Raw genomic sequence first — 15,771 nt, 5'->3', positions numbered from 1 at the left:
ACTTAAAGCCCTAACTTGTTTAGGGCTTTTTTTATAGTTTTAAATCATGAATTCAGCCCGACTCCATCAGCGTTTTCTTCTTTGTTCAGGTGCAGATACCGACACAAGAAACATTAGAAAAGACAGCATTTTCTTTGCTCTTAAGGGAGATAACTTCAATGGCAACGAATTTGCCGCCGAAGCTCTTGAAAAGGGAGCCCGCTATGCTGTGGTAGATGATAAGCAATATGCCGAAAACAAAGAGCAATATATAGTGGTGAAGGATGTTCTGGAAAGTCTGCAGAATCTTGCCATCTTCCACAGGAATTATCTTGGCCTACCTGTACTGGCTATTACCGGAAGCAATGGCAAGACCACAACCAAAGAACTGGTACACGCAGTATTATCAAAAAAGTTCAGGACAGTAGCCACCAAAGGCAATTTGAACAACCATATTGGAGTTCCACTTACCCTGCTTTCAATGGATAATCAAACGGAATTCGGGATCGTGGAAATGGGAGCTAATCATCTGCTGGAAATAGAATTCCTTTGCAGTATCGCAAATCCTGATTATGGCTATATCACCAATTTCGGAAAAGCACATTTAGAGGGGTTTGGCAGCCTTGAAGGAGTTATACAGGGAAAAACGGAACTTTACAAACATCTACAGCAAAAACACAAGCTTATATTCCTGAACCTGGACGATGAGGTTCAAAGGAAACACCATAATTATAAGCATACTTTTACTTTTGGAGAAAGCAGGCTGGCCGATGTAAAACTGGAATACCAGACGGGCCTTCCTAAGGCTCAGCTCTTATATAATAAAACTCAGTTCAAAAGCAAACTTACAGGGAACTACAATGCTACCAACATGGCTGCAGCATTGTGCATAGGACTCTACTTTAAAGTTGAGTTCGATGAAATCCGGAAAGCGATAGAAGAGTACTCCCCGCAGAACAACCGTTCACAGGTGATTGAAAGCGGAAGCAACCTTATCATTATGGATGCTTACAACGCCAATCCTACAAGTATGCTTGCCGCACTTCAGAATTTTAGAGAACTTAAAACCAGCAAACAAAAAATTGTAATTCTGGGAGATATGTTCGAACTGGGCGCTGCAGCAGCCACGGAACATCAGGTGATAACCAATTTCATAGAGAATAGTGACTTTGCGGAAACTTACCTACTGGGTGAGAATTTCAGGAGCACGAATACCAGCAGTGACTTTATTTTTAAATTCAAAAGCATGGAAAGCCTGAAAGAACACCTTAAAGAAAGTGATTTTCAAAAATGTTATTTCCTTATTAAAGGCTCAAGAGGAATGGCTTTGGAAAGAACCCTGGATTCCATTAGAAAAAATCAATAAGCCCATATAATTAATTTTCACCATTCAAGGATTAGTCTATCTCCGCTCATCCTTACAGTAGTATCAAGTTTTTCTCCTTCCCGACCTAAGACTGCCGCCAGCCATTTCGTCTGAGTTCGGTTAGCGCGATGAAGGCTAAATTTCTTTATTTCCATAGGAATCATACACATGGATTTCAACGCTCCACTTCTGGTATTCAACTCCGGAAAATACATTAAGCTTAGCTCAGGCCGATACTGGTCATGTCCACGAATACCTTCATAATCATTGATGAAATCCCCTGCCCCGTAAATAATCAGTTTTTCATTATAGACTTCCATTCCCAGAGGATGGTGGGATGAATGCCCAAATATCAAATCCACTCCTGCCTCATCGATAAGCTGATGCGCAAAGGTCTTATGATCTTCAGGAATCGCATATCCCCAGTTACCACCCCAATGAATAGATAATACCACTAGGTCACCTTGCCTTTCATAAGTCCGGATATTTTCTTTTATTCTTTCTAGATCTATCTCTCCTAACCCCCTTATATAATTCACTCCTGATTGGTTCTTATCTGCGGCCCAGGCCGAAGGTATCCCACTATTCCCGGCTCCATAGGAGAACACCAGAATCCGGGTACCACTCTTTTGAAGAATCGAGGGTGCACCAGCCTCTACTCCATTTTCGCCCACACCTGAAAATTTAATCCCGGCTTTCTTAAGAGTGAGTATAGTTTGTGTCAAGCCCGGTCGGCTCCAATCCAAAGTATGATTATTAGCCAGGCTGCAATAATCTATCCCGGCGGTTTTCAAAAGTTCTATATTTTGCGGATGCATACGATAATGAATCCCTTTGCGCGGCCAGGGCTCGTAAAATGTAGTAATGCTTGTCTCAAGGTTAATTAATTTGAAATCAGCTTCATTTTCTTTCCAGACCTCAAGGGCATCTCCCCATATATATTCATAAGAAACGGGAGTCTCTATATCTCCGTTTTCCCTTTCAGCTATTTGAAGATACCTGCGGGCATCCTTTACGTAAGATTCATAAAGGGCGGGAGGAACTGAATGCTGCAGGGCCTGATCTATCCCTCTTCCCGTCATTACATCACCGGCCAGAAAAAGCCTTAGCGTATTATCACTTTGAGGGCCGGATGATTTCATCTTTTCATTCGATATTTGAGAAAAAGAAAAGTTGAAGACCAAAAAGAATAATCCACCAATAATTTGAGAAGCACGTCTAATTATCTTCCTTTCCATTCTTTCTATAAATTAAAAAATTACCGGAAGATCCCGAAATAAAAAAAGATGTATTATTCCCGGAGCCTACAGCTTCTAACCATCAGGAAAAGGAATCGGACCCCTACTAATCGATCCCTATAGAATCATAAACCAGCACCTTCTCCCACAATGAGGATGACTCATCAATAAATTTAAGGTGCGCCTCTTCTTGCTGATATTTATTCTGGATCTCCTTAGATGGAAAACTGAGAATCAACGAATACGTATAGGAGTTATCCACTACTTCCCTTGGGGTCTGGGCAGGAACACCAATAAATTTTGTCTGCGCATATTTGCTATTTCTTAGGAATTTTTTCAATGAAGCCTCAAAAGCCTGGCGGTCGTCAATATTTTCCGGATTCTTTAACCAGAAATAAACCACATGGCTGAAGTTTTTATCGAATTCTACCTTTTTCTCCTGACCGAAAACCGACGGTGTACTTGCAAGGAAAAATAAAATAAACAAAGACATCACAAATCTTTTCATAACAGTAAATTTTATGTGGTTAAGTTACAATAAATATTTTCTCCAGGATAGTGAAGAAGTCCGGGTAGACACAACCAAAAAAATGATAAATAAGGCCTTAATAATCGAAAAACCCTACAAACTCAATGCTTGTAGGGCTTCATAAAATATTACCGTGAGTGATACTGGATTCGAACCAGTGACCCCTACCCTGTCAAGGTAATGCTCTGAACCAACTGAGCTAATCACTCCTAATGCAGCAAATATATCAAAAAGCTGGTTTCACAAAAGAAAGAAAGAACTACATATTTAAAATATTTTTATATTGTGAATCAAGAATTTATTTAATTCCACCATCTTATAATATTCCCAACACTCTTCAATCTAATAAGGAAAAGGGAATCGTCTGAATCTAATTATGAAAAAACCCGCTAAACCAGACATCCCTCAGAACCAGAAACAAAAGGAGCAGTTTCGCACACTTAAACCAGACTCGAACCTGTACAGGCAAATGTTTGAGCACTCGGTAATTGCAATCCTTATTCATGATCTTAACATGAATATTATCGATGTCAACGACAAGGCTATTGAACTATTTGGCTATTCCAAAGAGGAACTACTTAAGCAAAAGGTCTATGCACTGCATACAGAATCAGAATTAGAGAATTCTGCAAGTGTACGTGAAAAGATGAAGGAAACAGATAAATTGAGTGTGGAAACAAGCTTTAGAAGAAAAGACGGCTCGATATTTTTTGCAGCAGTAACTCCCACTAAATATATCCTTGATGGAACCCCTATAATCCATGTATACATACAGGATATTACGGAACGCAAAAGAAACGAAGAGAATATCGCACAGGCACTGGAAAAGGCCCGGGAAAGCGATCGTTTAAAATCTGCATTCCTTGCAAATATGAGTCATGAAATCAGAACTCCCATGACTGCAATAATGGGCTTTACCTCATTTCTAAAAACTCCCGGCATCAATGAAGAAAAACTTCATAAATACACCCGAATCATTTCAGATAGCGCCAGTCATCTTCTTTCAATAATCGATAATATCATAGATATAGCAAAAATTGAGGCCGGGCAATTAAAGGTGTCGAATGCCAATATAAATGTAAATTCGCTGATGCAGGATTTATATGAGTTCTTTAAATCCTTTTTGAAAACCAAAAACAAAGAACATATTCAATTAATACTTAAGATTCCTTCTTCAGAATTTTTTATTGTATCTGATGAATCCAGACTTCGGCAGATCCTGAATAACCTCCTTAATAACGCCATTAAATTCACCGAAGAGGGAACTATAGAATTTGGATTTGATCAAGACGGGGAAAACCTTAAATTCTATGTGAAAGATAGTGGTATTGGAATCCCGGAAAAGTATAAAGATATTGTTTTCAATCGGTTTGCACAGGCTACACAAGCTACTGAGATTTATGAAGGAACAGGCCTGGGACTTGCCATAGCTTTAGCCTGCACGAAGCTTCTGGGCGGGGAAATCTGGTTCGAATCTGAAGAAAATAAAGGAAGCACTTTTTTCTTCTCCATACCAGAAAATTCCCAGACAGACCGTGTAATGGAACCAGATAAGGATATAGCTATAGATTATCAATTTAAAGGGGAATTAATACTGGTTGCAGAAGATGACCCTTATAGTTTTGAATATATTGAGAGGCTTTTACATTTGAATAATCTGCAGGTTCTCAATACTATCACCGGCGATGAAACTATTAATAAAACTCTCGAAAACGACAGGATAAAGCTTGTATTAATGGATATACAGATGCCTGGAATTTCCGGAATGGAAGCTGCTAAAAAGATTAAAAAAAACAGACCGCAATTACCCATTCTGGCTCAAACCGCATACACTTCAAAAGAGCTTAAGGAACAAATTATAAGCACAGGATTTGACGGCTACCTCACTAAACCATTTGATAAGGAAAAATTACTGAAGCTCATATATGACAACCTGAAGAAATCAGCCCATTAAATTAATTTGGATTACGGGTAGAACATTAATATCAAAATCTTCTTACAGGAAGTTTGATCTCAGTTATATTAAATTCCTGCTATCGGATTAAGATAATTTGGAAAAATTAAAAGACCACCTTATTCTTAAGATGAATATTTTAAATCTCCTCTGGAAGATCTAAATATAAAAGCATATCCAAAGTCAGATTTTCTACCTCATCTCCAATGAAGACACAAACTATAGACAGATAAATTTTAGATAAAATCTAAATCAGGATATGAGAGAATTAAACCTCTGTAAATTCAGGCAACATTTCATCGGAAATATTCCTTAAAATACTCCCAAGGATAATGGCTATTTCGTTTAGTAGATAGATGCATTCAGATAAAAAACATCATATAAATCCCTGGGAGTTACTTTCTTACTTAAGAGAAAACTAGATTTTGGTAACAGCAACCCATTGATCACTTAATTCTATAATTCCTTTAAAAAATTTTATTTAAAAACCAGTTGAAACACTCATACGTTAAAGCATTAATAGTTAGGTCCAATACAAGCCACTGAAGAGTAATTTTTTACCAAGAACCAGGTCCTAAAATTAGTTTTGGAAAAGTAGGGTTATAAATAACCTTCAAATGATGTCCACAACACGAAGACTTCTTTTGTAAAATTATCAGGTTTCACTAGTCCTTACAATACCCCTTTAATGGTATTTTAGTAGTACTTCGTTAAATAACATGTCAAACTTATAATTAAACTAGATACCTGGAGAGTTTTTAAGTTCATCCAATAAAAAAAGGCTTCCATTTCTGGAAGCCTTTTTTTAATTTCTGTGGGCGCGAAGGGATTCGAACCCCTGACCCCTTGGGTGTAAACCAAGTGCTCTGAACCAACTGAGCTACGCGCCCTTGCGTGATTGCGGATGCAAATATAGACTAGATTTTGAATTACACAAAACAATTAAAGAAAAAAATAAAGTTATTTTTTCCGGGCTCAGAACACATTAAAAAAGAGGCAATCTAAACAACTGAAAATCAAATTAAATTTCAATTTTGGCTAAAACAAATTTAACATTGGAGCAAACATGGAATATTCCACAGCCTCTCCATTCTTGATTTTTTGAAAGTCCTTCAGACTGCCTCCTGAAAACCTAATGGTTTATTTCTGTAATTCAGGAACACTTCGATAAACATAATCGGCATGCTTCCCTGTAAAATTTGATCCTAAATCTTGCATAAATGCTGTTCTCTCTTTCTCATCTGTCCAGGTAGCCTTAATAATATTTTCCTCTTCATCGAAGAAATCTTCAATATCAGCCAGCTTATCAAATACAAATACCTCCGTCATTTCTCGGCCATTGGAGCCCCATAAATGCCTGTGGGTATAATATCCCTTGAGTTTTTTGCTTTTCTTGGTTACCTTTTCAAAATGTTCTTTAAATTTTCCAGGTTTACCATTTCCATTCATTGCAAGATCACTGCTCCTAACATAAAAGATTTTTGATTCCTGAGAATCCTGAGATTCTGGGATCATAAATGGCATTGAAAGGTAGATCTCATCTTTATGATCTGGCCTGTAATAGCTACGCTGCTTTTTAAAAAAAGCCTGTCTGTCTTTCTCGTCTGGCCAGGCTTCTTCTATTAGCTTTTGATTTATTTCATTTGCATTTTCAATATCTGACCAGTTCTCGTATACATTTACCATAACGATTTCAGAATTGTCTGGAGTAAAGTAATGAGTATAAACCCCTGAACTCATAATCAGATCATTCTTTTTGACCACTTTTTCAAAATATTCCTTTTCGGTTTCGAGCCAGTCGGAAAAATCGGTGTCGGGATCATCATTCCAGTGGGTAGTAGTCATTGTGATATACACAGGCTTGAAGTCCTCTGCCTTTTCCTCATTTGATTCCTGGCTTGATACATTCGCACATAAAGCAAATACCAATACGAATGCAAGTAATTTTGCAGTTGTTTTCATTTTTAGTTGGTTTTTTAGTTAATAAAAGACCATAGCTAAAAAAGTTAACGCATGATATAGGTTGGGGAATAGCTAAAGATGAATTAAAATAGAAAATGAAATCTAATTAAACACCTCTCTTACAGAGAATTATAAAGATAAACGAATTTTTGAATTTAGAAAATATTAACAGCTTTTTTCATTCATAAAACCTCAGCGACCGTAAAATTACTCCCTCCGACGAATATTAAATCCTCATCCAGGGCAACTTCTTCGGCAGCTAAAAAGGCTTCATGAACGGAAGAATAAACCCGGCCTTCAAGACCATTCTTTTTGGCTTCCTCCTGTAAAATGCTGGCTTCAAGACCTCGTGGCACGTTAGGTTTGGCAAAGTAGAAAACAGCCTCCTTAGGAAATAGAGGTAATACTTTGGTTAAATCCTTGTCGTTCACCACCCCAATAACCATATGAAGATGTTGATAATGCTCATTTTTCAACTGCTTCATTACCAGCATAATCCCTTCCGCGTTATGTGCGGTATCGCAGATCACCTTTGGTTTTTCTCTTATCACATCCCATCGTCCCTGCAGCCCGGTATGTAGTTTTACGTTACTTAGACCATTCATTATGGCTTCTTCAGAAATATTCCAGCCATTGTCTCTCAGTAACTTTAAAGAAGTAAGAACTGTCCTTAAATTCTTTTTCTGGTAGTCACCTTTCAGATCGGTATAATAGTGTGGAAGTTTATGGTCCTGGGCAAAGAAAAGGCCTGACTTCATTTTTTTTGCAGTTTCCTCAAAAACCGGAGTGGTTTCTTTTCTCCTCTCACCAATCACTACCGGTACCCCTTCTTTGATTATACCAGCCTTTTCATGAGCAATCTCGGCAAGGTTATCTCCAAGATAGGCAGTATGGTCAAGCCCTATATTAGTGATCACCGATAGTTCAGGTTTAATAATATTTGTCGAGTCCAGGCGGCCACCCATGCCCACTTCTATAATTGCAATATCCACTTTTTCCCTGGCGAAATAATCAAATGCCATCCCTACAGTCATTTCGAAAAAGCTCAGCCTGTTAAAAGCGAGGAAATTTTGATTTTCTTCAATAAATGAGACCACTTCCTTCCGGGATATCACCTGGCCATTGATCCTCATCCTTTCCCTGAAATCTATTAAATGTGGTGAAGTATAAAGCCCTGTCTTATATCCGGTTGCCTGAAATACGGAAGCCAGCATATGACTAACTGATCCCTTTCCGTTAGTGCCACCTACGTGAATGCTTTTAAACTTATTCTCGGGATGCCCAAGTTCCTCAGCCAGTTTTATAGTATTGGAAAGGTCTTTTTTAAAAGCATCTTTCCCTATTCGCTGAAACATAGGCAACTGCTGAAACATCCATTCAACAGTTTCTTTATAGGATTTCACTTATTCGGTGAGTTTGAAATTGTAAATAATTGTTCCAACCTGTCTTGATGGGGCATTTTCATCACTATTGAACCTGGTAGCCATAGCAGCTCTTCTGGCCGGATCGGTAAGACATGGAACATTATTGGTAGTGCCTTTTACACCCGGAGTGGCATTTATTACCCTTCCCTCTCTGTTCACTTCGATACGAACAACCACGATCCCAGATTCATTACAATCCTGAACAAATTTCTCCTTGTTCAGGGCTTTTCTTCCTCCAAGCCTGTAATTTCCATCACCGTCAAGGCCGGCTCCCTGCCCGTAATAAGAACTTGCGTTCGGGTCGCCATCAGGACTTCCCTTATCCCCTGCAACGTTATCATTTCCTTCACCTCCGGTAGCAGTTCCCGATTTTTCCGGCCCGTTAAGAATACTACTCAAAGCATCGTTGGTAGACTTATCTGGTTTCGGATCAGGTTTCTTTACCGGCTTAGGCTCCTCTTTTGGAGGTTCTGGTTGTTTAGTTTCAACAGGTGTTGGTTCTTTTTTCTTTTTTTCAATAACCGGAGCCTCCTCAATATCCTGTGTCACCACTTCCTTTTCTATCACCGGCTCTGATTTCACAGGCTGCGCGGTACTTTGTTTGGGAGCAGATTTCACCGGCTCTTTGGGTTGCTCATTTCCTGAACCAACCTCAGAAGTTCCGAAATTGATAGCTATTCCACTCTCCGGGGGTGGATCAAGATAGGTAAGTCCGAAAAAAATCAAAAGAAGTATCAGTATCACATGTATAACTACCGTGATCGTAAAAGATTTCTTCTCATGTTTTGTTTCCAGCATCGACATTTTACTCAGGTTTTACGGCCAGTACGATCTTATACTTGTTTCTGTTTGCAATATCCATCACATTCACCGCTTTTTCAATCGGCACTCCTTCCTCAGCTCTTAGTATAATAGTCGGATTTTCTTCTCCGGCCAAACGGCTTTTTAAAGTACTTTCCAGAGCGCTATTACTTATTCGTTCACTATTGATATATACCTGAAGGTCTTTGGTTATACTTACTGAAAGGGTTTGTTTGGTGGTCGTCTTTCCTTTTGCTTTTGGAAGGATAAGATCCAAAGCCTCTGGAGTGATCACCGGCGAGGTTAGCATGAAAAAGATGAGCAGAAGGAAAACCACATCTGTCATCGAGCTCATGCTAAACTCCGGACTTATTTTATTTCTTCCTCTTAGATTCATATTAAGCAGGTTCGTTTAGAAGGTCAAGGAAATCAACCGCGGTAGCTTCCATTTGATGAACCATTTTATCGGTCTTCACAACCAGGTGATTATAACCAATGTAGGCTATAATACCCACTATCAGACCGGCAACGGTAGTTGTCATCGCAGTATAGATTCCTTCAGCAAGCGCTCCCATTTGAGCCTGACCACTGCTTGTGGCCAGTTCATGGAATGCAAGCACCATACCAATTACGGTTCCGAGGAAACCAATCATAGGCGCAGCACCAGCAATAGTCGCCAGAATACTTACATTCTTTTCCAGTTTATATACTTCAAGACGGCCGGCATTCTCTATGGCGGTATTAATGTCTTCCAAAGGACTTCCAATTCTGGAGATCCCTTTTTCGGTAAGTCTTGCAACGGGAGAATCACTCTGTGCACATCTTATCTTGGCAGATTCGATATTGCCGTTGAGAACACTATCCTTGATCTGGAGCATAAAGTTCTTATCAATCTTACCAGCCGCTTTTATTGCGAAGAGCCTTTCAAAATAGATATAGACTGCGGCAAATAATAAAACAAAAAGGATGATAATAATAATCTGGCCTCCAAGACCGCCGCTAAACATCAGTTCAAATAATGATAGGGTCTTTTCCTCTACGACCGGCTCTGCTGCCTGAGCAACATCAGCCACGTCGTCCTCCTGAAAAAAGTTAAGCATATGATTTAAATAGGTTTTTTAATGTAACGTGCTAATATGATTTTAATTGTAAACCAAATTTAAATAATCAGCAGGACGCTTATAGCAATATTTCAAGAATGTTTACACAAACTTTTAAACAAGTTGTTTAAGAGCGACCTCAAAAGCAGTCTTACTGATGTTCGTTTTGCTGCTATTGTTGTCGAAAGTATTCTGGATGGCATTTTTTATGGTCATGGAAGTATCGTTGAAAATAGCTTCATCTGTCATTTGCACCCTTCGTTCCATGAAGTATGCAAATACCCTTGCCATCCCACAGTTCGAAATAAAGTCGGGAATCAGGCTTACACGTTCATCGGTATATTCCATGATGGACCCAAAGAATATCTCTTTATCGGCAAAAGGAACATTGGCTCCACAGGAAATAACTTCCAGCTCTCGATCTATAAGGCTGGTGATCTGGTCTTGTGAAATAAGACGGGAAGCTGCACAGGGCGCAAATATCTCGGCATCGAGCTTCCATACCTTTTCGTTGATCTCCTCAAATGGAATAAGGTCTTTATGACTCAGAGTATTTCCCTTTTTGTTCAGGAACAATTCTTTTACCTCTTCAAAGCTGAACCCCTGCTCGTTTATGAGTCCGCCATCCCGATCTATGATCCCAACTATTTTCACTCCCATCTGGGCCAGATAATATGCAGCCGACGAACCAACATTACCAAATCCCTGGACTATGGCCCTTTTCCCTTTAATATCGCCTCCATAGATGCTGTAATAATGATGTACAGCCTCGGCTACACCATAACCAGTGATCATATCGGCCACGGTATACTTCCGGGTCACATCAGGAGAATAATTGGTGTTTTCCAGAACTTTTATAACACCCTGTCTTAACTGACCAATTCTATTGATCTTATCTGCTTCGGTTGGCCGGAAATGTCCATTAAAAACCCCTTCCTGAGGATGCCACACCCCACAGTCTTCGGTAATTGGGATCACTTCATTTATTTCATCAACATTCAGATCTCCTCCTGTGCCATAATAACTTTTTAAAAGCGGGGATACAGCTTTATACCAGCGTTCCAGAACTCCTTTTTTACGAGGATCGGCGGGATCAAAGTTAATCCCGGATTTCGCACCTCCAATAGGTGGACCTGAGACCGTAAATTTTACTTCCATAGTCTTGGCCAATGAAAGCACTTCATTTTGATCCAATCCCAGCCTCATTCTGGTTCCGCCGCCGGCGGCACCGCCTCGAAGAGAATTTATAACGGTCCAGCCTTCAGCCTCTGTCTCAGAATCCTTCCAGTTGAAAACAATTTCAGGTTCCTTATTCTCGTATAATTTGAGTAATTCTTTCATTTTTGGAGTATTTTGCAGCAAATATAAAAAACTAGGCAGGCTAAATTCCGAATTTGATAAAATTTTCAAGGCATATAGATTCTCCCTGAAGAATGATCAATTTTAGCCCCGGTAACCGAATGAAGAACGTTCACTTCTCCTCGTAATTTTAATACTCCTAAAAGTGCAAATATCAGCGCCTCTTTAAAATCTATCAGTTCCTTATCGGGAACTATAAAATCACACTTAGACAGAGACCTGAGTTCTTCAATAAGGAAAGAATTAAAAGTACCTCCTCCTGTAAGCAATACCTTTGATTCCGGATCATTATCGAGACATTTCGCGATCTGGCGGGCTACATGCACGGTAAAGGTTCTCAGGATATTAGGAATTTCATGGGTGGTTCTTTCAATGAGAGGGATAATTTCACAATTAACCCATTCAATCCCCAAAGATTTCGGCGGATCTTTTTTATAGAAATTCAAAGAATCAAGTTTCTGTAATAATTCTTCATCAAGCTCTCCTGCCCTGGCGAGTTTACCGTCTTCGTCATAATCTTTTTGAAGTTTCCGCATAAAAAAATTCAAAACCGTATTTACAGGACAAATATCATAAGCTATCCTTTGAGAGTCATGTTCTAAGGAAACGTTGGCAAAACCACCAAGATTTATACAGTATTTATACTCGTTAAAAAGCAATCTGTCTCCTATGGGCACCAAAGGGGCTCCCTGCCCGCCTAGCTCAACATCCTGTACACGGAAGTCACAAACCACAGGAGCATCTATGAGTTTTGCAAGGTTTGGGCGGTTACCTATCTGAAAGGTCACGCCCTGATCGGGCCTGTGTTTTACCGTATGGCCATGGCTGCATACGGCATCAATGAGATCTATATCATATTTCTGAATAAAACGTTTAATAACTTCCGCGAGATACAATGTATAATCGTTATCAAGTTTGTTTAATTCAGCTGCTTCCAGGTTAATAGCTGCTTCCAGCTTTTTCTGCCATTCCCGGGAATAGGGAAAGGTTTCAGAGATAATGATCTTAAAACTGGTTTTATTCAAAAAACTGATCTCTGTGAGTACCAGGTCTATACCATCCAGGGAGGTACCAGACATCACGCCGATCAATCTATAGTCCGTTTTTTTCATATTCGTAAAAATAATCAATATCAATTGAAAAATAGGCATCAAAAGGCTATCTTTGCCATCCAAAAATTAGTTTTTTACAAATTTCTTTTCAGATGGATTTTAAACTTACCGAAGAACATATAATGATACGCGATGCGGCCCGTGATTTTGCCAAAACCGAATTACTGCCAGGTGTTATCGAAAGAGATGAGAAACAGGAATTCCCAAAGGAACTTGTCAAGAAGATGGGTGATCTTGGTTTCCTTGGAATGATGGCCTCTCCGGAATATGGTGGAGGTGGGATGGATACCATATCTTATGTTCTGGCCATGGAAGAGATCTCAAAGATAGACGCATCAGCTTCTGTAATGATATCTGTAAATAATTCCCTGGTTTGCTGGGGACTGGATACTTTCGGAACCGAAGAGCAAAAGAAAAAATATCTTTCCAAACTTACTACAGGTGAAAAACTGGGAGCCTTCTGTCTTTCTGAACCGGAAGCAGGAAGTGATGCCACTTCTCAACGCACCACGGCCATAGACAAGGGAGATCATTACATATTAAACGGAACAAAAAACTGGATCACCAATGGTAATTCTGCAGATTTCTACCTGGTGATCGCACAAACTCATAAGGAGAAAAAACATAAAGGGATTAATGCCTTTATAGTTGAAAAAGACTGGGAAGGTTTTGAGATTGGTCCTAAGGAACAAAAGCTGGGAATTAGAGGAAGTGACACCCACTCTCTTAACTTCAACGATGTAAAAGTTCCAAAAGAGAACCGAATTGGAGAAGACGGATTCGGATTTAAATTTGCAATGAAGACCCTTTCAGGTGGAAGAATTGGTATTGCCGCACAGGCGCTGGGAATTGCTTCCGGAGCTTATGAACTGGCAAAAACTTATTCAAAACAGAGAAAAGCTTTCGGAACCGAAATCTCCAACCACCAGGCGATAGCCTTTAAACTGGCCGATATGCATACACAGATAGAAGCGGCCCGTCATCTGGTAATGAAGGCAGCCTGGGATAAAGACCAGGGACAGAACTATGACCTATCAGGTGCGATGGCAAAACTTCACGCTTCTCAAACAGCGATGGATGTAAGCATTGAGGCTGTTCAGGTTCACGGAGGAAACGGGTATGTAAAAGAATATCATGTAGAAAGATTGATGCGTGATGCCAAGATCACACAGATCTACGAAGGAACTTCTGAAATTCAGAAGATCGTTATTTCGAGAAGTATTCTAAAAGACTAAATATTTCGGAAATATTATAAAGCAAAAGAGCAGCCATCTGGCTGCTCTTTCTTTTTTGGTTGGTTAATAATTAATTTCCTGAAAGGATCTTTGAAGTAAAGATCTCTCTATCTGTAGCCAGTCTAACAATATAAACCTGCCCCGACCTCGTTTTAAAGTCTACATTAAATGTTGAAGTAGACGTCGAGTTCACCAAAGTATCAGTATATGTCCTTAGCAAACGTCCGTTCAAATCATAGATCTGAATAGTCACATTTGAAGTATAGTCGAACATATAATAGAAATTCAGCTCGCTATTAGTAAACGGATTAGGAGCTACATAGAACAATGGGTCTGCAGATTCAACTAATGAAGTTGAACTTGTGATCGTTGTTTTTTGCTGTTTGTCACGGGAACTCGGAGAATAAATCATTGAATTTTTTCTCTCATTGAGTTGAATAGTTATAGGTTCTGCTTCTGTTAATAACCTCTGATTATATTCTTCAGTATTTGTTGTACAAACATCAGCATGTGCTATAACGTAAAATCCTGTCACACCTTCTACACTTATAGGTTCTATAGTTTCTAAATATGTATATTCCCCAGCATTATCCGAATTAAATGGATATTGTCCAGGCGCCACAGTATACTCTCCTTCTTTATTACCCTGCTGTCTCCACATGTATGGTTCTTGCCCTACATATACATGAACACCTCCAAGCCAGTAACCTGGCAGCATATTATATGAAACACTAACTGTTCCTCCCTCTTCATCGCCAGTATAAGTGACATCGACAGATCCTACCAATGTTCCTTTATTAATATCACATTGTCCTGCGGCGGCATAGAGATCCATTGAAAAAGTATAATCATTATCCACAGTAAATTCTGATATACTTATAAAATTGGTCCATCCCCAACGATTGGCATCAAAATCTAACGTCCAGTTAAAGTTAGTTTCATCAGGCCTCTCATCAATAAAACAATATGACCTATTTGGACTGTCTGGTGTATCATTTCTTTTAGCAAAGGCAGTCTCACAAACCATACATTCCGGTACCAGAAGTTCAGTAATAGCTGTACCTGAATTACATCCATTCTTTCCTAAAGCAAATACTCTATAATTTCCAGGTGGAAGATTGGTAAATCCACCCTCTGGATATTCAATACCATCATAACCTTCTAATGGAGGATCCAATGGATCTGCATCATTATCAAAAAGACTGAACAAGTAATCTTCAACATTTACATCAGCTCCACCTAATAAACCAATATGAGTCACTTCAATTCCTCCTAAGTTTGTCGCACAATCTGGCTGAATTGGATTTAAAGTTATATCAAGTGGGTCGGATGGCAACTGGTTTATGGTAACCTGTAAAGGATCTGATTCACATCCATCTATCTCCAATAAGAATTTAAAATCATAAGTTCCTGCAGGAAGACTGATTGGTCCTGGATATAATATTGGTGGATCTGAATAATCTGTCTCTGTTGATTCTTTATAGATATAATAGAAAGAATCAATTCCACTATCTCCAGGATAGGTAAAGGCTACAGAACCTAAATATACAGGATCAGACTGAGGGTCGCTATTATCGTTAATACAATCCGCGGGTTCAACCTGTGGTGTTGGAGTGGGTGGAAGATCGTCTATAGTTATTGTCACCAAGGCATCATCATCATCACATTCTGAATCTTGGTCTGCAGGGGTCACAGTATATTTAAAGATATAT

At 39.2% G+C, this 15,771-nt stretch carries 13 protein-coding genes and 2 tRNA genes; 3 read left to right on the top strand and 12 right to left on the bottom strand.

The features are described 5' to 3' along the window. The first annotated feature begins 46 nt into the window (after positions 1–46). A complete protein-coding gene (locus tag LU635_RS00480; protein WP_240095226.1) occupies positions 47–1,345 on the top strand; it encodes a UDP-N-acetylmuramoyl-tripeptide--D-alanyl-D-alanine ligase in 1,299 nt (432 codons plus the stop codon). Positions 1,346–1,362: 17 nt separating this feature from the next. Here the strand turns inward: LU635_RS00480 and LU635_RS00475 are convergent, their stop codons facing one another. The 3 genes from LU635_RS00475 to LU635_RS00465 all read right to left on the bottom strand — a co-directional run bounded on the left by LU635_RS00475 (position 1,363) and on the right by LU635_RS00465 (position 3,321). Beyond that, positions 1,363–2,583 carry a CapA family protein gene (locus LU635_RS00475; protein WP_240095225.1) on the bottom strand — a complete coding sequence of 407 codons (1,221 nt, stop codon included), beginning with the start codon at positions 2,581–2,583 and terminating at the stop codon, positions 1,363–1,365. Between the two features lie 106 nt (positions 2,584–2,689). Further along, positions 2,690–3,091, bottom strand: a complete 402-nt coding sequence (locus tag LU635_RS00470; protein WP_240095224.1) for a Dabb family protein — start codon at positions 3,089–3,091, stop codon at positions 2,690–2,692. Between the two features lie 155 nt (positions 3,092–3,246). Beyond that, positions 3,247–3,321: transfer RNA gene (locus LU635_RS00465), tRNA-Val, on the bottom strand. A 167-nt stretch (positions 3,322–3,488) separates the two neighbouring features. On the opposite strand from LU635_RS00465, the gene LU635_RS00460 reads away from it, so the two are divergent. Further along, positions 3,489–5,066: a PAS domain-containing hybrid sensor histidine kinase/response regulator gene (locus LU635_RS00460; protein ID WP_240095223.1), complete on the top strand. Its 1,578-nt coding sequence runs from the start codon at positions 3,489–3,491 to the stop codon at positions 5,064–5,066. A gap of 815 nt (positions 5,067–5,881) precedes the next feature. Here LU635_RS00460 and LU635_RS00455 read toward each other — a convergent pair. The 8 genes from LU635_RS00455 to LU635_RS00420 all read right to left on the bottom strand — a co-directional run bounded on the left by LU635_RS00455 (position 5,882) and on the right by LU635_RS00420 (position 12,824). Continuing rightward, positions 5,882–5,956 (bottom strand) — tRNA-Val (locus LU635_RS00455). A gap of 250 nt (positions 5,957–6,206) precedes the next feature. Next, positions 6,207–7,028, bottom strand: coding sequence for a hypothetical protein (locus LU635_RS00450; RefSeq protein WP_240095222.1), 822 nt, complete (start codon positions 7,026–7,028; stop codon positions 6,207–6,209). A gap of 182 nt (positions 7,029–7,210) precedes the next feature. Further along, positions 7,211–8,431 (bottom strand): bifunctional folylpolyglutamate synthase/dihydrofolate synthase, encoded by a 1,221-nt coding sequence (locus LU635_RS00445; RefSeq protein WP_240095221.1) that lies wholly within the window; start codon positions 8,429–8,431, stop codon positions 7,211–7,213. After that, on the bottom strand, positions 8,432–9,256 hold the full coding sequence (locus LU635_RS00440; protein WP_240095220.1) for an energy transducer TonB: 825 nt from the start codon (positions 9,254–9,256) through the stop codon (positions 8,432–8,434). A gap of 1 nt (position 9,257) precedes the next feature. Further along, positions 9,258–9,650, bottom strand: a complete 393-nt coding sequence (locus tag LU635_RS00435; RefSeq protein WP_240095219.1) for an ExbD/TolR family protein — start codon at positions 9,648–9,650, stop codon at positions 9,258–9,260. 1 nt (position 9,651) lies between these two features. Next, positions 9,652–10,353 (bottom strand): MotA/TolQ/ExbB proton channel family protein, encoded by a 702-nt coding sequence (locus LU635_RS00430; RefSeq protein ID WP_240095218.1) that lies wholly within the window; start codon positions 10,351–10,353, stop codon positions 9,652–9,654. A gap of 114 nt (positions 10,354–10,467) precedes the next feature. Next, positions 10,468–11,694, bottom strand: coding sequence for a Glu/Leu/Phe/Val dehydrogenase dimerization domain-containing protein (locus tag LU635_RS00425; protein ID WP_240095217.1), 1,227 nt, complete (start codon positions 11,692–11,694; stop codon positions 10,468–10,470). A gap of 65 nt (positions 11,695–11,759) precedes the next feature. Continuing rightward, positions 11,760–12,824, bottom strand: coding sequence for an anhydro-N-acetylmuramic acid kinase (locus tag LU635_RS00420; protein ID WP_240095216.1), 1,065 nt, complete (start codon positions 12,822–12,824; stop codon positions 11,760–11,762). 92 nt (positions 12,825–12,916) lie between these two features. On the opposite strand from LU635_RS00420, the gene LU635_RS00415 reads away from it, so the two are divergent. Then, positions 12,917–14,059, top strand: a complete 1,143-nt coding sequence (locus tag LU635_RS00415) for an acyl-CoA dehydrogenase (protein ID WP_240095215.1) — start codon at positions 12,917–12,919, stop codon at positions 14,057–14,059. A gap of 70 nt (positions 14,060–14,129) precedes the next feature. Here LU635_RS00415 and LU635_RS00410 read toward each other — a convergent pair. Next, positions 14,130–15,771 (bottom strand): T9SS type A sorting domain-containing protein (locus LU635_RS00410; protein ID WP_240095214.1); only part of this gene is annotated, 1,642 nt, incomplete at its 5' end.

The organism is Christiangramia crocea (genome assembly GCF_022410465.1).
GTDB lineage: Bacteria > Bacteroidota > Bacteroidia > Flavobacteriales > Flavobacteriaceae > Christiangramia > Christiangramia crocea.
Note: the sequence above shows the minus strand (reverse complement) of the source record. Positions and strands in the feature narration are given on the sequence as shown.

Coding starts and splice junctions, on each gene's coding strand:
- LU635_RS00480 (WP_240095226.1), top strand. CDS start 47: ATGAATTCAGCCCGACTCCATCAGCGTTTTCTTCTTTGTTCAGGTGCA.
- LU635_RS00475 (WP_240095225.1), bottom strand. CDS start 2,583: ATGGAAAGGAAGATAATTAGACGTGCTTCTCAAATTATTGGTGGATTA.
- LU635_RS00470 (WP_240095224.1), bottom strand. CDS start 3,091: ATGAAAAGATTTGTGATGTCTTTGTTTATTTTATTTTTCCTTGCAAGT.
- LU635_RS00460 (WP_240095223.1), top strand. CDS start 3,489: ATGAAAAAACCCGCTAAACCAGACATCCCTCAGAACCAGAAACAAAAG.
- LU635_RS00450 (WP_240095222.1), bottom strand. CDS start 7,028: ATGAAAACAACTGCAAAATTACTTGCATTCGTATTGGTATTTGCTTTA.
- LU635_RS00440 (WP_240095220.1), bottom strand. CDS start 9,256: ATGTCGATGCTGGAAACAAAACATGAGAAGAAATCTTTTACGATCACG.
- LU635_RS00435 (WP_240095219.1), bottom strand. CDS start 9,650: ATGAATCTAAGAGGAAGAAATAAAATAAGTCCGGAGTTTAGCATGAGC.
- LU635_RS00430 (WP_240095218.1), bottom strand. CDS start 10,353: ATGCTTAACTTTTTTCAGGAGGACGACGTGGCTGATGTTGCTCAGGCA.
- LU635_RS00425 (WP_240095217.1), bottom strand. CDS start 11,694: ATGAAAGAATTACTCAAATTATACGAGAATAAGGAACCTGAAATTGTT.
- LU635_RS00420 (WP_240095216.1), bottom strand. CDS start 12,824: ATGAAAAAAACGGACTATAGATTGATCGGCGTGATGTCTGGTACCTCC.
- LU635_RS00415 (WP_240095215.1), top strand. CDS start 12,917: ATGGATTTTAAACTTACCGAAGAACATATAATGATACGCGATGCGGCC.